Below are 19,756 nucleotides of genomic sequence, written 5' to 3'. Positions count from 1 at the left end.
TGGGTGGGGGGGGGGGGTGTTGGGGGGGGGGGCGGGGGGGGGGGGGGGGGGGGGGGGGGGGGGGGGGGCGCCGGGGGGGGGGGGGGGCCGGGGGGGGGGGGGGGGGGGGCCGCGGGGGGGGGCCGCCCGGGGGGGGGGGGCCCGCCACTGCGGGGGCCGAGGCCTCAGTCGGTCGCCCCGGCCGTGCCGAAGCGGAAGGCGGCCAGCCGGAAGTCGCCGTGCAGCGCCAGGCTCAGGTCGTGGACGCCGGCGAGCGGGGCGGCCAGCTCGGCGGTGACGGTCGCCCAGGCGTGGCGGTCGCCGGTCACGGGCACCTCGATCTCGGCCAGCACCCGTGCGCCCGAACGGACTTCGAGCCGCGCCCCGCCCGTGCCGACACCGTCGCGGGCGGTCTCGACCGTGATCCGCACGGCTCCGGAGAGCTCGACGTCCCGGAACAGCAGCGTGGCGGGCCGCGCGGGGTCGGCGGGCGTGACGGCGTCGCCGTCGGTGCGGGTGGCGTCGACGATGGCGGCGTCCTCGTAGTCGTCGAAGTCGACGGCCAGGATCCGGTGCCCGGTACCCGCGCGAGGGCCGGCGGGCACCCCGGTCACGGCCAGCGGGGCGGTGAGCACGGGGTGGTCGGCGCTGCGGGCGACGATCACCTCGTAGCCTCCGGGGTCGACGGTGAACCCGCCGGTGGCCACTGACCAGTGGGCGAGGTGTTCGGCCGACAGCCGGAAGGCCAGCTCGCGGCTCTCCCCCGGCTCCAGCCGGACCTTGCGGAAGTCGGCCAGGCGCAGCCGGGGCGCCTCGTACCGGGCCTCCAGGGCGCGGACGTACACCTGGACGATCTCGCTGCCGGGCCGCGCACCGGTGTTGTCCAGGGTGACGGTGACGTCGACCGCACCGTCCCGGCCGATCGAGGACGGCGACAACCGCAGGTCGCGGTAGGCGAATTCGGTGTACGAGAGCCCGTGGCCGAAGGGGTAGAGCGGGGTGGAGCGGTGGTACTGGTAGGTCCAGCCCGCCTTGATGACGTCGTAGTCGAGTGGGGCGGGCAGCGGGCCGTCGCCCCGGTACCAGGTCTGCGGCAGGCGGCCGGCGGGCTCGGCCTCGCCGAGCAGCACGGCGGCGAGCGCGTGTCCCGTCTCCTGCCCGCCGTGGGAGGTCCACACCACGGCGGGCAGGTGCTGGTCGGCCCAGTCGAGGGCGTACGGGTAGCTGCTCATCACGACCAGCGCGGTGTCCGGGCGCACCCCGGCGACGGCGCGCAGCAGCTTCTCCTGCCCCTCGGGCAGGGCGATGTCCGCGCGGTCCTCCGTCTCGCGGCCGTTGATCAGCGGGTGGTTGCCGAGGACGACGACGGCGACATCGGCGGCGGAGGCGGCCGCCCTGGCATCGGCGACGCCGTCGCGCACCACCTCGCGCTGCCAGTGCTCGGCCTCCCGCGCGGTCTCGGCGGTGACGCTGACCCGGCCGTCGGTCGGGTCGACGGTGGCGTAGCGCCCGGTGAACACGTTGCGCAACAGCACGGTGTCCGGGCCGGCCGGTTCGATCCGGAAGGTCTCCTTGACGAACCAGCTCTTGATGATCTCCTGGCCGGGGGCCAGGGTGTCGTCGTCCTGGAGGCTGAGGTAGCGGCCGGTGTCGGCGTCGCGCAGGGTGGAGGCGCCGCCGCCCCAGTCCGTCACGTCGAAGGCGGACTTGCCGAGTTGTTCGCCCGTGGTCCGCGAGCGCAGGGTGATCCGGTCGGAGCCCTCCACGTGGACGACCGCGCCGCCGTGGGCGCCGAGGGCCGCGGCCAGGCCGGCGGCGGCGCTGACCTGGTACGGCAGGGTGCCGCTGTACCAGTCCTCGTACAGGGTGTCGGCGAGCGGGCCGATGACGGCGATCCGGGCCGTACGGGCCGGATCGATCGGCAGCAGGCCCTCGTTCTTGAGCAGGACGGCCGACTCGGTCGCGGCCCTGCGGGCCAGGCGGCGGTGCTCGGGGCTGTCGATCACCTCGGGGCCGGTGCCGGCGTACGGGTCCAGCTCGGGGTCGAACTCGCCGAGGCGGAAGCGCAGTTCGAGCTGCCGCCGGACGGCGCGGTCCACGTCGTCCTCGTCGATCAGGCCGCGTTCCAGCGCCTCGCGCAGCCGGCCGACCACCGTCTCCGTGTCCTCGCCGTGGTCGGTGAAGCTGTCGATGCCGGCCTTGAGCGCGGCGGCGTGGCCCTGCGCGTGGTCGTCGAAGTAGTGCTCCGGGTCGACCAGGTTGGAGGGGGCCTCGGCGTCGCTGACCACGAACAGCTCGTGGCCGGTCGGCCGGGCCCATCGGCGCAGTTCCGTCTCGATCAGCGGACTGACGTGGCAGGGGCGGCCGTTGACGAGGTTGTAGGCGGCCATCGCGCCGGTCGCGGCGCCGGAGGCGACGACGGGGCGGAAGGCGGCGAGGTCGTACTCCTGGAGCACGCGGGGGCGCAGTGCGGAGGAAGTGGTGCAGCGGTCGTCCTCGTTGTTGTAGGCGAGGAAGTGCTTGAGCACCGGGGCGGCGCGCAGGTAGACCGGGTGGTCCCCGGCCAGGCCCCGGCAGAACGCCTCGCCGACCTTCGCGGTGTGCACCGGGTCCTCGGAGTACCCCTCCTCGTTGCGCCCCCACCGGGGGTCGCGCAGCAGGTTGAGCACGGGGGCCCACGCCTGGAGGGAGTTGGGCCCGCGGTCGGAGCCGACCGCCGTCGGGCGGTGGTAGTGGAAGGCCCGCAGCTCGGTCGAGACCGCCTCCCCGACCTCGCGCACCAGGTCCTCGTCCCAGCTCGCGCCGAGGCCGACGGCCTGCGGGAAGACCGTCGCCACACCGAGCCAGGAGACGCCGTGCAGGCCCTCGCTGCCGGTGCGGAACGCGCCGACGCCCAGGCGCGGGACGGCCGGGGAGTACTGGTGCAGCATCGTTAGCCGTTCGTCGATCGTGAGCCGGCTCAGCAGATCGTCGACGCGCTCCCGCAGGGGGAGCGTGGGATTGCGGAAACCGGGCAGACCGGTAGCGGAATCGGGCACGGAACTCACGTGGAACACCCCTCGGGCGGGCTCGGCTCGGAGATCGTGGATCGAAGCGCTTCGACGCTGACACGCTCCAATCACCGTGTCAACTCCCCAGAACACAACCAATGTTGACTTTGTTCAGGCTCTTGCCCAACCCGTAACGCGTCGTTAGTGTCGCCGAAACATCCAAGCGCTTCGACGCTCAGCCGCGCTTCGACGGAGAGGGGCTATGCCACCATGAGATCCGGATTGAACCGCAGGAGCTTTCTGACCACCGCCGCCACGGTCGCGGGGGCCGCCGCGATGGCACCCCTGCTGTCCGCCTGTGGAGGCGGCTCGACCAAGAAGGCCGGAGCGAATACCAAGGAGGGCCTGAAGGCGGCCCTGCCGGCCTACGTGCCGAACGCCAACGCGGTCAAGCCGGACATAGCCCCCGTGCAGGGCTCGGGCGACACCGCGACCGACCCGGCCTACCTCGCCTACCCCGCCTCTCCGCCCACCAGCGTCTCCGGCGTTCCCGGCAAGGGCGGCGGCTACACGGCGATCACCCCGCTGTGGGGCACGGCCCCGCCGGTCGGCAACTCCTTCTACCAGGCGATGAACAAGGCACTCGGGGTCGACCTGACCGTCAAGCCGACGGACGGCATCAACTACAACACCATCATCCCGACGATGACCGCCGCCAAGAAGCTGCCGGACTGGATCAACCTTCCGGCCTGGATGAACGACGCCTTCAACACCGGCGGGCTCGCCGGCGCCCAGCTCGCGGACCTGACCCCCTACCTGTCCGGCGACAACATCAAGAAGTACCCCAACCTGGCCGCCCTGCCCACCGGCGCCTGGCAGCACGGTGTCTGGGGCGACAAGCTCTACGGGATCCCCTGCTTCTCCACCAGCTTCGGCATCCCCGGCGCCACCTTCTACCGCCGGGACGTCCTCGAAGCCCGGGGCATCACCGCGGACCAGGTCAAGTCCGCGGACGACCTGATGAACCTCGGCAGGGAACTGACCGACGCCAAACGGGGCGTGTGGGCCTTCGACGACGTGTGGACCTACCTCCAGTTCTCCTGGAACGTCCCCATGAGGTGGAGGGTCGACAACGGCAAGCTGGTCCACCCGTTCGAGACCCAGGAGTTCCTGGAGGCCGTCGACTGGCACTACCGCCTGGCCACCTCGGGCTACATGCACCCGGACGCGCTCGCCGGCGACGTCTCCAACAGCTCCACCCGCTTCTACAGCGGCAAGACGCTCATCGGGGGTGGCGGACTCGGCGCCTGGAACCTGTCCGACCACCAGTCCGGCGCCGCCGCGGACCCGAACTACCGGCGTGGCGCCTTCAACGCCATCACCGCCGACGGCAAGGGCACGCCGGTGGTCTACACGGGCGCCGCCGCCAGCATGATCAGCTACCTCAACGCCGACCTGAAGCCGGAGCAGATCCAGGAACTGCTCGCCGTCGCGAACTACCTCGCCGCCCCCTACGGCACGGCCGAGTACACCATGGTCAACTTCGGCGTCGAGGGCGTCCACCACACCCGGGTCAACGGCATGCCGACCTTCACGGAGGAGGGCAAGAAGGACGTCCAGGTGACGACCTACAACTTCCTGGCCGCTTCCGGCTCCGTGATCAGCAACCCGGGCGGCGAGCAGACCACCAGGGACTACGCGAGCTGGTCGGCCGCCAACGTCAAGTACCTCACCAGGCCGCCCTTCTGGGGGATGAACTTCAGCATGCCCCAGGCCATCGCCTCGGCCTCGGCCGCGCAGGGCGTCAACGACACCCTGAAGGACTGCTACCACGGCAAGAAGAAGGTCTCCGAGTTGCAGGACGCCATCTCCAGCTGGCGCTCCGGCCCCGGGCAGCGGCTCAAGCAGTGGATGACCGACAACGTCCTCGACAAGTACGGCACCGGCCAGTGAGCACCGCGCCCCCGAAACACCCGGCCGGCCCCGCGCGGCTCGGCTGGCGGACAAGGCTGCGGCGCGACAGGTCGCTCCTGCTGATGACGGTCCCCGCGGTCGTCCTGCTCCTGGTGTTCAACTACGCGCCGCTGTTCGGCATCGTCACCGCCTTCCAGGAGTACGACCCGCTGGTCGGGGTCCGGAACAGCGAGTGGGTCGGGTTCGACCAGTTCCAGCAGCTGCTCGGCGACCCGGCCTTCTGGGCCTCGCTGCAGAACACGCTGTACCTGAGCTTCGTCCAACTGGTCCTGTTCTTCCCGGTCCCGATCGCCCTCGCCCTCCTGCTCAACTCGGTGATCAGCGAACGCGTCCGCAACTTCTTCCAGTCCGTGGTCTACCTGCCGCACTTCTTCTCGTGGGTGCTGGCCATCACGATCTTCCAGCAGATGCTGGGCGGCGCCGGCGTGCTCAACCAGTTCCTGCGCCAGCACGACATCGGCACCTGGGACATCATGACCAACCCGGACACCTTCGCGCTGCTGGTCACCTCCCAGGCGGTCTGGAAGGAGGCCGGCTGGGGGATCATCGTCTTCCTCGCCGCGCTCAGCGCGATCAACAGCGAGCTGTACGAGGCCGCGGCCGCCGACGGCGCGGGCCGGCTCCGGCGGATGTGGCACATCACGCTGCCGGGCCTGCGCGGGGTGATCGTGCTGATGCTGGTCCTGCGCCTGGGCAACGCCCTGTCCGTCGGATTCGAGCAGTTCCTGATCCAGCGCGACGCCGTCGGCCACGAGGCCGCGGACGTCCTGGACACCTTCTCCTTCTACTACGGCATCGCCACCGGCGGCTACAGCTACGGCGCGGCGGCCGGGCTCTTCAAGAGCGTGGTCTCGCTGCTGCTCATCTGGGGCGCCAACAAACTGGCGCACGCCTTCGGCGAGGACGGGCTGTACCGCAAATGACGAACGCACTCACCATGGGTTCGCGGGGCGAGAAGCGCCGCACCACGACAGCGGCCGCCCGCCGCCGGGCCCGCTCCGCCCGTCCGCCCTGGGAGGAGCCGCCCACCGCCGCCGGCCAGGCGGCCAAGGGGATCACGCTCGGCGGGACCCTCGCCGTCATCCTGGTCCCGCTCTACATCATCGTGCTGACCAGCTTCTCCACCCCCGGGGCGATCAACCGGGCGGGCGGCCTGGTGATCTGGCCGGACGGCCTGACCACCGAGACCTACCGCCAGATGCTCAGCGACTCGACGATCGTCACCGCGCTCGGGGTGAGCCTCGGGATCACCGTGGTCGGCACGGCGGTGTCCATGGTCGTCTCCGTCCTGTGCGCCTACGGCCTCTCCCGGCCGCGCTCGCTCGGGCACCGCTTCGTCCTGATGCTGCTGATCGTCACGATGTTCATCAGCGGCGGTCTGATCCCCGGTTTCCTGGTCGTCACGGGCCTCGGCGGCTACGGCCAGTGGTGGGCGCTGATCCTGCCGAGCGCGGTGTCCGTCTTCAACATCCTGGTGCTGCGCGCCTTCTACCAGGACACCTCCTCCGAACTCATCGACGCGGCCCGGATGGACGGCGCCGGCGAGTGGCGCATCCTGTGGTCCGTCGTGCTGCCCACCTCGCGCGCCGTCACCGCCGTCACCGCGCTGTTCTACGCCGTCGGCTACTGGAACTCCTTCTTCAACGTCATGCTCTACATGCCGACGGACAGTCAGCGGTGGCCGCTCCAGTACGTGCTGCTCACCTACGTCAACCGGGCCAACGGCCTGCCCGGATCGGTCAACGCCGGCTTCGGGAGCAGCCACGCCCAGACCGCACCGCTGTCCCTGCAGATGGCGGTCGTCGTCCTCACCCTGGTACCACTGGTGATCGTGTATCCGTTCGTGCAGAAGCACCTGCGCACCGGTGTCCTCACCGGAGCGATCAAGGGCTGAGCCACCTAGCGGGCCCGACGGGCCCACCGGCCGGGAGCGGTCCCCAGGGACCTCCCCGGCGCACGACCGGGACCGCTCCCCACCGGCACCGACACGAAGGAAGCAGAGCGATGGTGACACTCGCCGATGTGGCCAGGCACGCCGGCGTCTCGTCCAGCACGGTCAGCTACGCCCTCAGCGGCAAGCGCCCGATCTCCGACGAGACCAGGACCCGCGTCGAGCGGGCCATCACCGACCTCGGCTACCACCCGAACGCCGGTGCCCGCGCCCTGGCCGGCAAGCGCTCGCACATCATCGCCCTGGTCGTGCCGCTCCACCCCGAGGTGCACGTCCCCACCATGACGGAGATCGCCATCGCCGTCACCGTCGCGGCCCGCGAACACGGCTACGACGTCCTGCTCCTCACCAACGACGAAGGACCCGAGGGGGTCCGCCGGGTCGCCGCCACCGGCCTCGCGGACGGGGTCATCCTGATGGACGTCCGCCTCGACGACGACCGCATCCCCGTCCTGCGGGCCGAGGACATCCCCGCCGCCCTCATCGGCCTGCCCGACGACCCCTCCGGACTCTCCTGCGTCGACCACGACTTCGCCACCGCCGGCGCCCTGTGCGCCGACCACCTCGCCGACCTCGGCCACCGCGACATCGCCTTCATCGGCTACAGCAGCGGCACCTACCGCCGCCACGCCGGGTACGCCGAGCGCACCCTCAACGGGTTCCGCGCCCGCGCCGGAGCCCGGGGCCTGCGCTTCCTCCACCGGCCGTGCGAGGGCACGTACGAGAGCACCGCCGGCACCCTGGCCCGCATCCTCGCCGACCGCCCCGACACCACGGGCTTCGTGGTGCAGAACGAGGCCGCGATCGGCCCGCTGCTGAGCCTGCTGCGCGCCGGCGGGCGCACCGTGCCGGAGGACGCCTCCGTCATCGCCATCTGCCCCGACCCGCTGGCCGAACAGCACTCCCCCCGGCTCACCTCCGTGACCAGCCCCCAGAAGGAGCTCGGGCAGGTCGCCGTCGACCAGGTCATGGCGAGGATCACCGCCCGCGCCGCGGGCGAGGACCCGCAGGACCGGCTCCTCCTGATGCCACCGGAGTTGCGGCTCCGCGAGAGCACCGCCCCTGCCCCGCACCGCAGTTGACACCCCTCACGGAAGGACGGCCACCTCATGGACCTGCCACGGCTCACGGACCGCCTCGGCGGCCTCGCCTTCGGCGGCGACTACAACCCCGAGCAGTGGGACGCCCAGGTCTGGAAGGAGGACGACGAGCTGATGCGCCGGGCACGCGTCAACCTCGCCACCGTCGGCGTCTTCTCCTGGGCCCTCATGGAACCCGAGGAGGGCCGCTACGACTTCGACTGGCTCGACGCCCACCTCGACCGCCTCCACGCGGCCGGCGTCGCCGTCGACCTGGCCACCCCCACCGCCTCCCCGCCGCCCTGGTTCACCCTGGCCCACCCCGACGCCCTCACCGTCCGCCCCGACGGTGCCCGCCTGACCCACGGCAGCCGGGACACCTACTGTCTGGCCGCCCCCGCGTACCGCCGGGCCGCCCGGCGCATCGCCGCCGCCCTCGCCGAACGCTACGGCGACCACCCCGCGCTCGCCCTGTGGCACGTGCACAACGAGTACGCGACCCTCTGCCACTGCGACCACACCGCCGCCGCCTTCCGGGTGTGGCTGCGCGCCCGCCACGGCTCCCTCGACGCCCTCAACGACGCCTGGGGGACGACCTTCTGGAGCCAGCGCTACACCTCGTGGGAGCAGGTCCTGCCGCCCCGCGCCACCCAGTGGCACCACAACCCCGGCCAGAGCCTGGACTTCAGCCGCTTCTGGTCCGACGAGACCCTCGCCGCCTACCGCGAGCAGCGCGACGCGATCCGCGCCCACAGCGACCGCCGGGTGACGACCAACCTCATGCTGCCCGGCTACCAGAACCTGGACCTGTGGGCCTTCGGCCGCGAGGTCGACCTGGTCTCCATCGACCACTACCCCGGCGCTCCCGGCGTCGACGCCGCCGCGCACGCCGCCTTCGACGCCGACCGGGCCCGCTCGATCGCCGGCGGCGCGCCCTGGCTGCTGATGGAATCGGGCACCAACACCGTCTACGCCGAAGGGCGCGTCCTCCCCAAGGAGCCCGGGGACATCCTGCGCCACTCCCTCGCCCACATCGCCCGCGGCTCCGAGGGCGCGCTGTTCTTCCAGTGGCGCCAGTCCCGCGCCGGCGCCGAGCAGTGGCACTCGGCGATGGTCCCGCACGCCGGACCGGACAGCCGCGTCTTCCGCGAGGTCACGGCCACCGGGGAGGCCGTCGCCCGGCTCGGCGAACTCGCCGGGTCCACCGTCCGCGCCGAGGTCGCCGTCCTGCACGACTCCGACGCCTGGTGGGCGATGACGGTCGACGGCCTCCCCTCGCCCGAACTCGACTACTACGCCGCCCTGCGCCGCGCCCACCGGGCACTGTGGGACGCCGGCCGGACGGTCGACTTCGCCCACCCCGGGCACGACCTCGGCCGCTATCGGCTGGTCATCGCCCCGGCGCTTTTCCTGCTCTCCGATGTGAGCGCTCACAACCTTCGCCGCTACGTCGCCGGCGGCGGAACCCTGCTGGTACAGCACTTCAGCGGCGTGGTCGACGAGAACCTCCGGTCCCGGCTCGGCGGCTACCCGGCCGCACCCCTGCGCGAGACCCTCGGCATCCGGTCCGAGGAGTACCGCCCGCTGCGCCGGGACGAGGTGATCACACTCTCCGACGGCTCGACGGCCACCGCCTGGAGCGAGTCCCTGCGCTCCGAGGGCGCCGAGGCGCTCGCCGCCTACACCCACGGCCCGCTCGACGGCAGCCCGGCGCTGACCCGCCACGCCTTCGGCTCCGGCCACGGCTGGTACCTGTCCACCCGCCTCGACGACGCTGGCTACGCCGCCCTGGTCGAGCGGCTCCTCGCGGAGGCCGGGACCGCCCCCGACCTGCCGGGACTGCCCCCGGGCGTCGAGGCCGTCACCCGGCACGCCCCGGACGGTCGCGCCTGGCACCTGCTGATCAACCACCGGCCCGAGGCCGTACCGCTGCCCCAGCCGGGCCACGACCTGCTCACCGGTACGACCCTCGGCGAACTGCCGCCCGACGGCTGCGCGGTCCTGCGCGCACGCTGACACCCCGCCGCGTCCCGCCTCCGAGGAAGCATCATGACCGACCCGCACGAGACGATCCGCTGGGGCCACGGCGCCCTGGAGCTGGAGATCGCCCTGGACGAGCAGGGCGCCGCCCGCCTGGTGCGCCTCGGCGCGCCGGGCGAGAAGGGCGCGGCCCCGCGCCCCGGCGCACCGCTGCCCCCGGTGGAGGTGACGACCGCCGGCCTCGGCCGGTACTGGTCCGGCCGGCACCTCGTCAACACCGTCCTCGGCTCGCGGCTGCGTCACCGTTCACACCGCTCGAGCCGGGAGGGCGACTGGCACGTGCTCGACCTCGAACTCCACGAGCCGCGGACCGGTTTGACCGCCGTGGCGCGCTACCGCTCCCCGGACGGCCTGCCGGTGCTGCGCGGCGAGGTGCTGCTGCGCAACGACGGGCCGCACACGCTGCACCTGGAGTCGGTCTCCTCCCTGGTGGCGGGCTGCCTCACCGAGGGCGGCGCCGCGGCCCTGGATGCCGCCGACGTGCTGTGGGCGGAGAACGAGTGGTTCGCCGAGTGCCGCTGGCAGCGCCGGCCGCTGCGGGCCTCCTCGCCCGAGCGCAGCGGCCGGTTCCACACCACCTCCGGTCGCAGCACCGAGGTCCTGGCCGGGCGGGGCGTGTGGTCCAGCTGCGGGCACCTGCCGATGGGCGCTCTGACGGACCGCCGGTCCGGCCGCACCTGGCTGTGGCAGATCGAGCACAACGGCGGGGGCTGGCGCTGGGAGTGCGGCGTGCGCGACGACACGGCGTACGCGGCGCTGAACGGGCCCGAGGCCGCCGACCACGGATGGCGCCACCCGCTGGAGCCCGGGGCCGAGTTCCGCACCGTGCCCGTGGCGCTCGCGCTGGCCGTGGAGGGCGGCCCGGACGCCGCCTTCTCCGCCCTCACCCGCTACCGGCGCGCCACCCGCCGCCCGCACCCCGACCACCACCGCCTCCCCGTGATCTTCAACGACTACATGAACTGCCTGATGGGCGACCCGACCACGGCGAAGCTGCTGCCGCTGGTCGACGCCGCCGCCGAGGCCGGCGCCGAGTACTTCGTCATCGACGCCGGCTGGTACGACGACGGGGGCAACTGGTGGAGCTCCGTCGGGGCCTGGGAGCCGTCGGCCTCCCGCTTCCCCGGGCCGAGGGGCATCCACGAGGTCCTGGACCGCATCCGGGAGCGGGGCATGGTCCCCGGCCTGTGGCTGGAGCCGGAGGCGGTCGGGGTGAACAGCCCGGTGGCCGGGTCGCTGCCCGAGGAGGCGTTCTTCCTCCGCGACGGTCAGCGGGTGGAGGAGGGCGGCGGCCGGTACCACCTGGACCTGCGCCACCCGGCCGCCCGCGCCCACCTGGACTCCGTGGTGGACCGCCTGGTCGGTGAGTGGGGCGTCGGCTACCTCAAGCTCGACCACAACACCGACCCGGGCTCCGGCACCAGCGCCCACCCGGGAGAGGCCCCGGCGGCCGGCCTGCTCGGCCACAACCGGGCCCAGCTCGACTGGCTCGACGGCATCCTGGACCGGCACCCGGACCTGGTGATCGAGAACTGCGCCTCCGGCGGCATGCGGATGGACCACGCCCTGCTCTCCCGGCTCCAGCTGCAGTCCACCAGCGACCAGCAGGACCTGCTGCGCTACGCACCGATCGCGGCGGCGGCCCCCACCGCCGTCACCCCGGAGCAGGGCGCCGTCTGGGCCTACCCGCTGCCCGGGGACACCCCCGACGAGGTCGCCCTCACCATGGCCAACGCGCTGCTCGGCCGCATCCATCTCTCCGGCCGGCTCACCGAACTCCCCCCGCGCTCCCGGGAGCTGGTCCACGAGGCGGTGGCCGTCCACAAGGCGATCCGTGCCGACCTGCCGCAGGCGGTGCCCGCCTGGCCGCTCGGGCTCCCGGGCTGGGAGGACCCGTGGCTCGCCCTGGCGCTGCGCACCCGGTCGGACGGGCCGGGCACCACCTACCTCACCGCCTGGCGCCGCTGGGGTGAGGAGTCCGTCAGGGACCTCGCCCTGCCCCACCTGCTCGGCGCCGCCGTCCACGCCGAGGTGCTCTACCCGGCCGACAGCAAGGCCTCGGCCACCTGGCACCCGGACACCGCCGAGCTCACCGTGACCCTGCCGGCGACCCCTTCCGCCGTCCTGCTGCGCCTCACCCCGCTTCCGCGCCAAGGGAGTTGACGATGTCTCAGGTGTTCGCGCGCGGCCCGCCGCGCCGACCCGCGTTCCGAGGAAGCAGTTTCGCGTCCGGGCCCGATCCCTGCAGCCGCACGGGCCCCTGCCGTCCAGATCGCGGGAGTTCGTTCCCCACTCGAACCCCTCGCACCCCCACCCCTGGAGGGACGCAATGAAATCGTCAGCCCGCACGTGTCATGATCGCGCCATAGCCGCCCTGGCGGCCCTGGCGCTCGCGGCCACCGGCGCGCTCGCCGCGGTCGCGCCGCGCGCCGCCGCCGCACCGCCCGCCGTCACGGCGAACCCCGTGTCGGTGTCGGTCGACGCCGCCCTCAACCTCGCCGACATCCCCGCCACCGGCGTCGGCGTGAACATCCCGGTCTACGACGCCGCCATGAACGCCGCCGCCACCCCCGGCCTGCTCAGCACGGCCGGCATCAACACCGTCCGCTACCCCGGCGGCAGCCACTCCGACGCCTACCACTGGCAGACCGGCACCACCGACGACGGTTCGTACGTCGCTCCGAACACCGGTTTCGACGCCTTCATGGGCACCGTGCGCGCCGCCGGAGCGCAGCCGATCATCACCGCCAACTACGGCTCGGGCACCCCCCAGGAGGCCGCCGCCTGGGTCCGGTACGCCAACGTCACCAAGGGCTACGGCATCAAGTACTGGGAGATCGGCAACGAGGTCTACGGCAACGGCGAGTACGGCGCCACCTGGGAGAACGACACCCACAGCAGCAAGAGCGCCACGACCTACGCGAACAACGTGGTCCAGTTCGTCTCGGCGATGAAGGCGGCCGACCCGAGCGTCAAGATCGGTGCCGTGCTGGCCACCCCCGGCTACTGGCCGGACGGCATCGTCGGCCCGGGCGACACCCAGGACTGGAACCACACCGTCCTGTCGATCGCCGGGACGAAGATCGACTTCGCCATCGTGCACGCCTACCCCACCAGCACCAGCCCCGCCGACCTGCTCACCAAGCCGCAGGCCCAGAACCCGAACATCGCCGGCACCGTGCGCTCGCTGATCAACCAGTACGCCGGGTCCAACGCCCCCAACGTCGGCATCGCGGTCACCGAGGCGAACGCCCAGGCGTACCTCGACACCTCCCCCAACGGACTGTTCGCGCCGGACAACTACCTCACCTGGCTGGAGAACGGCGCGTTCAACGTCGACTGGTGGGACCTGCGCAACGGCACCGACTGCACCAAGGTGACCACCGTCGAGGGCGCCACCGACTACGCCGACGGCGGCATGGTCTCCGCCGGTGCCTCCTGCGAACCGCCCGCCAACACCCCCTTCCCCGCCTACTACGGCATCCAGATGATCAGCAGGCTGGGCGGGCCCGGCGACACCCTGGTCAAGGCCGCCAGCTCGTCCTCGCTGCTCACCGTGCACGCCGTCCGCCGCGCCAACGGCGACGTGGACGTCATGCTGATCAACAAGGACCCGAACAACGACGCCGCGGTGAACCTCTCGTACAGCGGGTTCACCCCCTCCTCCGCCACCCCGACCGTCCACTCCTACCTCAAGAACGCCCACGGGATCGGCACCGCCCGGTCCGGCAGCCCGACCAGCCAGACCGTGCCCGCCTACGGCATCGCGGTCGTCCAGATGCACCCGGTCGACGCGCCCTGCCGGGTCGTCTACGCCAAGAGCCAGTGGTCGGGCGTCACCGTCGCCAACCTGACCGTCGTCAACAACGGCCTCGGCCAGGTCAACGGCTGGTCCCTCGGCTTCACCTTCCCCGGTGACGACGGCATCACCAACACCTGGAACGCCTCGGTCTCGCAGAGCGGCCCGAACGTCACCGCCCAGAACGTGTCCTACAACGCCTCCGTCCCGCAGGGCGGCAGCGTCCAGTGGGGCTTCCGGGCCACCTGGTCCAGCAGCGACGCCAACCCCTCCGCCTTCCGGTTCAACGGCGCCTCCTGCGCGATCGGCTGAACCGCCGAACCGGTGGTGCCCCGGGCTCCCCAGGGCCCGGGGCACCACCCCCGACCCATGAAGACCCGAGAGGAACCGACCACGTGTCAGTCCAGCCCGAGCCCGCCGGCACCGTCCCCAACCCGGTGATCCCCGGATTCCACCCCGACCCCAGCATCTGCCGCGTGGGCGACGACTACTACCTCGCCTGCTCCAGCTTCGAGTACTTCCCCGGCATCCCCGTCTTCCACAGCCGCGACCTGTTCAACTGGACGCAGATCGGCAACGCCCTCGACCGGCCGAGCCAGCTGCGCCTTCCGCGCGAGTCCCCGTCCTCCGGCGGGATCTACGCCCCGACGCTGCGCCACCACGACGGCCGCTTCTGGCTGATCGTCACCAACGTCAGCGGCGACGGGAACCTGCTCTTCACCGCCACCGACCCGGCCGGCCCCTGGTCCGACCCGGTCCGGCTGCCCGGCGTCCACGGCATCGACCCGGACCTCGCCTGGGACGAGGACGGCACCTGCTACTGCACCGTCGCCGGCGTCTCCCAGGTCCGCCTGGACCCGGCCACCGGCGAGACCGTCGGCGAGCCGCAGCGGATCTGGTCCGGCGCACCCGGCGCCGCGGCCCCCGAGGCCCCGCACCTGTACCGGATCGACGAGTACTGGTACCTGATGATCGCCGAGGGCGGCACCGAGCGCGGCCACGCCGTCTCCATCGCCCGCGGCACCTCGCCCTCCGGCCCGTTCGAGCCCTGCCCGTCCAACCCGGTGCTGACCCACCGCGGCATCGACCACCCCATCCAGAACACCGGGCACGCCGACCTCGTCCAGGCGCCCGACGGCTCCTGGTGGATGGTCCTGCTCGCCGTGCGGCCGCGCGGCGGCACCCCCGCCTGGTACGTGCTCGGCCGGGAGACCTTCCTCGCCCCGGTCGAGTGGGTGGACGGCTGGCCGGTGGTCGGACGGGTCACCCCCGAACTGCCCGCCCCGGCCTGGCCGCTGCACCCCGCGCCCGCCGTTCCGGCCCGGGACGACTTCGACCAGAGCGACCTGCACCCCCAGTGGATCTCGGTACGGAGCCGTCCGGAGCACCTGGTCACCACGAAGGAACGTTCCGGCTGGCTCAGCCTGCGCGCCGCCGGCGCCTCCCTCGACGAGAACGACGTGGTGTTCGTCGGCCGGCGCCAGCAGCACCTCGGCTGCCGCGCCCGCACCCTGATCGACCCCGCCGGGGGACGCGGCGGCCTCGCCGTCCGCATGGACGAGGACCACCACTACGAGATCGAGGCGGCCGACGGCGAGGTGAAGGTCCTCGCCCGGATCGGCTCGCTGCGCACCGAGGTCGCCTCCCGTGCGGTGCCCGCCGGAGCCGTGGTGCTCGGTGTCGACGTCGTCCCGCGCCGGACGCGAGGCCCGCGCACCGGCCCCGACGACGTCGTCCTCGGCATCGAGGAGCCCGACGGAACCTTCACCGTGCTCGCCCGCCTCGACGGCCGCTACCTGTCCACCGAGGTGGCCGGCGGCTTCACCGGCCGGGTCATCGGCATGTACGCCGCCGAAGGCACCGTCCACTTCGACCGGTTCGACTACGAGCCGCTCCCGCTTCCCTGACCACCCATCAGGGGATTCCCCACCCGTTCACCCGAAGGGACACCTCGTGAACACCGCACAACGGACCGCACGCCCCCGCAGCCGCCGCCTCCACCGGACGGCCGGACTCCTGGTGGCGCTGGTCACCGCCGGCAGCCTCCTCGGCGGCACCGCCGTCGCCGCACCGACCGACCAGTCCCCGGCGGCAGCCCAGGCGTCGAGGATCCGGGTCCCGAGCGACCCGATGGCCGCCGTGGCCGAGATGCAGCCCAGCTGGAACCTCGGCAACACCCTGGACGCCATCCCCAACGAGACGTCGTGGGGCAACCCGCTCACCACCAAGGCGACGTTCGACGGCCTCCGGGCCCGGGGCTTCCGCAGTGTCCGCATCCCCGTCACCTGGTCCGACCACCAGTCCGCCAGCGCCCCCTACACCATCGACCCGACCTACATGGCGCGGGTCAAGCAGGTGGTCGACTTGGCGCTGGCCGACGGCCTCTACGTCGAGATCAACGTCCACCACGACTCGTGGCAGTGGATCAACAAGATGTCCACCGACCACGACAACGTGCGTGCCCGGTTCGACGCGACCTGGCGGCAGATCGCCACGGCCTTCAAGGACGAGCCGCGCTCACTGCTCATGGAGAGCATCAACGAGCCGCAGTTCGCCGACGCGACCGACGCCCAGAAGACCCAGTACCTGCGAGAGCTCAACACCTCGTTCCACAGCATCGTCCGCAGCAGCGGCGGGCAGAACAAGGACCGCCTGCTCGTCCTGCCCTCGGAGGAGACCAACAACGCCCAGCACTGGCTCGACGACCTGTCGACGACCATCAGCTCGCTGCACGACCGCAACCTGGTGGCGACCGTGCACTACTACAGCTGGTACCCGTTCAGCGTGAACATCGCCAACGGCCCGACGTACGACGCCAAGGCCCAGTCCGACCTGACCGAGGGCTTCGCCCGCGTGCACGACACCTTCGTCGCCAGGGGCATCCCCGTCTACCTCGGCGAGTACGGCCTGCTCACCTCGCCGTACTCCGGCGTGGTCGAGCGCGGCGAGATGCTCAAGTACTTCGAGCACGTCAACTACGAGGCGCGGCGCAACGGCATGACCTCCGCCGTCTGGGACGCGGCCAACGACTTCCTGAACCGTTCCACCATGCAGTGGATGGTCCCCGAGATGAAGGACCTGATCCAGACCTCCTGGCGGACCCGCTCGGGCACCGCCTCCACCGACAACGTCTTCGTGCCGAAGTCCGGCCCCGTCACCGCGCAGACCATCACGCTCAACCGCAACGGCCAGTGGTTCGCCGGGCTCTGGCAGGGCGACCGCCCGCTGATCCCCTTCCTGGACTACACCCTCGACGGCGACAAGCTCACCCTGACCGCCGACGGCCTCACCCGCCTCGCCGGGGACCGCGCCGCGGGCATCAACGCCACCCTCGAAGTCCGGTACTCCGACGGCGTCCCGTGGAAGCTCTTCGTGCGCTCCTACGACAAGCCGACCATGGCCGACGCCACCGGGACGCTCGACGGGCTCACCATCCCCACCCGGTTCAACGGCTCCCTGATGGCCAACGTCCAGTCCGCCTACGCCGACGGCACCGCCGCCGGTCCCGCCTCCTGGACCACCTACCAGTCGTTCGACAACCTCCGTGCCGACTACGGCGCCGACACCACGACCCTCAAGCCCGACTACGTCAAGTCCCTCAAGGACGGCGTCCCGGCGACGTTCACCTTCCGCTTCTGGACCGGCGACACCGTCACCTACACCGTCACCAGGTCCGGTGACACCGTGACCGGCACCGCCTCCTGACCCCTGGTCCTCCCCGCCCCGGCTGCCTCCCGGCAGCCGGGGCTCCCACACGTCCCGAGGTGCACCCGTGTTCCCACTGCCCCCGCGCGTCCTGTTCGGCGCCGCCTACTACCACGAGTACCAGCCGTACGAACGGCTCAAGGAGGACCTCGACCTGATGGCCGGGGCGAAGTTCACCGTCATCCGGGTCGGCGAGTCCGTCTGGTCCACCTGGGAACCGGAGAACGGACGGTTCGACCTCGACTGGCTCACCCCCGTCCTCGACGGCGCCCACGAACGCGGCATCTGCGTCGTCCTCGGCACCCCCACCTACGCCGTGCCGCCGTGGCTGGCCCGGCAGTACCCCGAGATCGCCGGCGACCGGGAGACGGGCCGGCCCATGGACTGGGGCGCCCGCCAGGAGGCCGACTTCTCCCACCCCGCCTACCGCTTCCACGCCGAACGCGTCACCCGCAGGATCCTCGCCCGGTACGCCTCGCACCCGGCCGTCATCGGCTTCCAGGTCGACAACGAGCCGGGCCTGCGCCTGCCCCTCAACGAGGGCGTCTTCCAGCGCTTCGTCGACCACCTGCGCCACACCTACGGCGACGTGGAGACCCTCAACCGGGAGTGGGGGCTGGTCTACTGGTCGCACCGGCTCTCCACCTGGGCCGACCTCTGGCGGCCCGACGGGAACCAGCAGCCGCAGTACGACGTCGCCTGGCGGGCGTTCCAGGCCCGCCAGACCACCGAGTTCGTCGCCTGGCAGGCCGCGATCACCCGCGAGTACGCCCGCCCCGACCAGTTCGTCACCACCTGCCTCGCGTACAACCACCCCGCGATGGAGGACGACGAGATCACCGACGCCCTGGACGTCACCGCGGGCAACCCGTACTACGGGATGCAGGACGCCCTCACCCTGCCCGACCCCACGCCCGACGACCACGAGCAGCGGTGGAGGACCACCGGCGTGTGGGCGCTGTACCAGAGCGCCGACCGGATCTTCTCCTCGCGCCAGGAGCCGTTCCTGGTCACCGAGACCAACGCCCAGGCCATCAGCGGCACTTCGGAGAACCGTCCGGCCTTCGACGGCCAGTGGCGGCAGGCCGCCTGGGCGCTCGTCTCGCGCGGCGCCCGGATGATCGAGTACTGGCACTGGCACACCCTGCACTTCGGCACCGAGACGTACTGGGGCGGGATCCTGCCGCACAGCGGCAGGCCCGGCCGGGTGTACGCCGAACTCGCCCGCCTCGGAGCCGAGTTCGCGACCGCCGGGCCGCTGGTCGCCGGGATCGAGCCGGACGCCGACCTCGCGATGGTGTACTCGGTGCCCAGCAAGTGGCTGATGCAGAAGTACGCGCCGCTGGCGAAGCCGAACGGCGACCCGGACCCGACGTCCTACCACCGGATCTTCGACTCGTTCTACCGCGGCGCCTTCGAGGCCGGCCGCCAGGTGCGGATCCTGCACGCCCGCCGGCTGCACGACGCGCGGGGCGAGCACGACGGCCCGGCGCCCGACGCGGCCGCCCGGCGCCACCCCGTGCTGGTCGCCCCCGCGCTCTACCTCGCCGAGGACTCCCTGCTCGACTGGCTCGCCGCCTACGCCGAGGCCGGCGGCCACCTCGTGCTCGGCCCGCGCACCGGCTACGCCGACCAGGAGGCCCGGGCCCGGCACGAGACCGCCCCGCCGCGCATGACGGCCGCCGCGGGCGCGTGGTACGACGAGTTCGGCAACCTGTCCTCGGACCTCCCGCTGCGGGCCGTCCCCGGCAGCCCGCTGGAGCTTCCGGCCGGGGCCACGGCGACCCGCTGGGTGGAGGGCCTCACCGCCACCGACGCCACGGTGCTCGCCGGGTACGACCACCCGCACTTCGGCCGCTGGGCCGCCGTCACCACCCGCGCCCACGGCGCCGGCCGGGTGACCTGCGTCGGCACCGTACCGGGACGCGGCCTGGCCCGGGCACTGGCCGGCTGGCTCGTCCCCGCTCCGGTCGGCGGCTGGCGCGACCTGCCCGAGTCCGTCACGGCGACCACCGGGACCTCCCCGGACGGACGCCGGGTCCACGTGGTGCACAACTGGAGCTGGCGGCCCGTCGAGGTCGCGGCTCCGGTGGGCCTGTCCGACGTACTGGGCGACGCCTCGGTGCCCGCCGGCGGGTCGGTCCCCCTCGGTGCCTGGGACGTGCGGGTCCTCGTCGCCTCCTGACGCGGCAGGGCGGTGGGCCCCGCCGGGCCCACCGCCCCGTTCACCGCCCGGCGG

General features: G+C 72.5%; 11 protein-coding genes. 10 read left to right on the top strand and 1 reads right to left on the bottom strand.

Annotation, left to right across the window (positions count from 1 at the left end; translation table 11 throughout):
* Positions 1-164: 164 nt before the first annotated feature.
* Positions 165-3,017: a glycoside hydrolase family 3 C-terminal domain-containing protein gene (locus ACFY0X_RS02760; protein WP_387748029.1), complete on the bottom strand. Its 2,853-nt coding sequence runs from the start codon at positions 3,015-3,017 to the stop codon at positions 165-167.
* 222 nt (positions 3,018-3,239) lie between these two features.
* On the opposite strand from ACFY0X_RS02760, the gene ACFY0X_RS02755 reads away from it, so the two are divergent.
* The 10 genes from ACFY0X_RS02755 to ACFY0X_RS02710 all read left to right on the top strand — a co-directional run bounded on the left by ACFY0X_RS02755 (position 3,240) and on the right by ACFY0X_RS02710 (position 19,702).
* Positions 3,240-4,922, top strand: a complete 1,683-nt coding sequence (locus ACFY0X_RS02755) for an ABC transporter substrate-binding protein (RefSeq protein WP_387748027.1) — start codon at positions 3,240-3,242, stop codon at positions 4,920-4,922.
* Positions 4,844-5,866, top strand: a complete 1,023-nt coding sequence (locus tag ACFY0X_RS02750; protein WP_387748083.1) for an ABC transporter permease — start codon at positions 4,844-4,846, stop codon at positions 5,864-5,866. The genes ACFY0X_RS02755 and ACFY0X_RS02750 overlap by 79 nt, the downstream gene beginning before the upstream one ends.
* Positions 5,863-6,837, top strand: coding sequence for a carbohydrate ABC transporter permease (locus tag ACFY0X_RS02745; RefSeq protein ID WP_387748025.1), 975 nt, complete (start codon positions 5,863-5,865; stop codon positions 6,835-6,837). Before ACFY0X_RS02750 ends, ACFY0X_RS02745 begins: the two co-directional genes overlap by 4 nt.
* Positions 6,838-6,947: 110 nt before the next feature.
* A complete protein-coding gene (locus ACFY0X_RS02740; protein ID WP_387748023.1) occupies positions 6,948-7,976 on the top strand; it encodes a LacI family DNA-binding transcriptional regulator in 1,029 nt (342 codons plus the stop codon).
* Between the two features lie 27 nt (positions 7,977-8,003).
* Complete coding sequence (locus ACFY0X_RS02735) at positions 8,004-9,989, top strand: beta-galactosidase (protein ID WP_387748021.1); 1,986 nt, start codon at positions 8,004-8,006, stop codon at positions 9,987-9,989.
* A 33-nt stretch (positions 9,990-10,022) separates the two neighbouring features.
* Positions 10,023-12,176, top strand: a complete 2,154-nt coding sequence (locus ACFY0X_RS02730; protein ID WP_387748019.1) for a glycoside hydrolase family 36 protein — start codon at positions 10,023-10,025, stop codon at positions 12,174-12,176.
* A 166-nt stretch (positions 12,177-12,342) separates the two neighbouring features.
* The gene (locus ACFY0X_RS02725; RefSeq protein WP_387748017.1) at positions 12,343-14,124 is read left to right on the top strand and encodes a cellulose binding domain-containing protein; all 1,782 of its coding nucleotides are present in this window, start codon (positions 12,343-12,345) and stop codon (positions 14,122-14,124) included.
* An 83-nt stretch (positions 14,125-14,207) separates the two neighbouring features.
* Entirely contained in the window at positions 14,208-15,719 is a 1,512-nt protein-coding gene (locus tag ACFY0X_RS02720; RefSeq protein ID WP_387748015.1) for a glycoside hydrolase family 43 protein, read from the top strand.
* Between the two features lie 46 nt (positions 15,720-15,765).
* Positions 15,766-17,517, top strand: a complete 1,752-nt coding sequence (locus tag ACFY0X_RS02715) for a cellulase family glycosylhydrolase (protein ID WP_387748013.1) — start codon at positions 15,766-15,768, stop codon at positions 17,515-17,517.
* Positions 17,518-17,584: 67 nt separating this feature from the next.
* Positions 17,585-19,702 (top strand): beta-galactosidase, encoded by a 2,118-nt coding sequence (locus ACFY0X_RS02710; RefSeq protein WP_387748011.1) that lies wholly within the window; start codon positions 17,585-17,587, stop codon positions 19,700-19,702.
* Positions 19,703-19,756 lie beyond the last annotated feature (54 nt).

The organism is Kitasatospora sp. NPDC001547 (assembly GCF_042894165.1).
In the GTDB taxonomy this organism is placed as follows: Bacteria; Actinomycetota; Actinomycetes; order Streptomycetales; family Streptomycetaceae; genus Kitasatospora.
The sequence above is the reverse complement of the archived record's forward strand: the minus strand, read 5'-3'. Positions and strand labels throughout refer to the sequence as shown.

Bases quoted from the DNA above. Each gene is read 5' to 3' on its own strand.
- ACFY0X_RS02740 (WP_387748023.1), top strand. From the start codon at position 6,948: ATGGTGACACTCGCCGATGTGGCCAGGCACGCCGGCGTCTCGTCCAGC.
- ACFY0X_RS02735 (WP_387748021.1), top strand. From the start codon at position 8,004: ATGGACCTGCCACGGCTCACGGACCGCCTCGGCGGCCTCGCCTTCGGC.
- ACFY0X_RS02725 (WP_387748017.1), top strand. From the start codon at position 12,343: ATGAAATCGTCAGCCCGCACGTGTCATGATCGCGCCATAGCCGCCCTG.
- ACFY0X_RS02755 (WP_387748027.1), top strand. From the start codon at position 3,240: ATGAGATCCGGATTGAACCGCAGGAGCTTTCTGACCACCGCCGCCACG.
- ACFY0X_RS02730 (WP_387748019.1), top strand. From the start codon at position 10,023: ATGACCGACCCGCACGAGACGATCCGCTGGGGCCACGGCGCCCTGGAG.
- ACFY0X_RS02745 (WP_387748025.1), top strand. From the start codon at position 5,863: ATGACGAACGCACTCACCATGGGTTCGCGGGGCGAGAAGCGCCGCACC.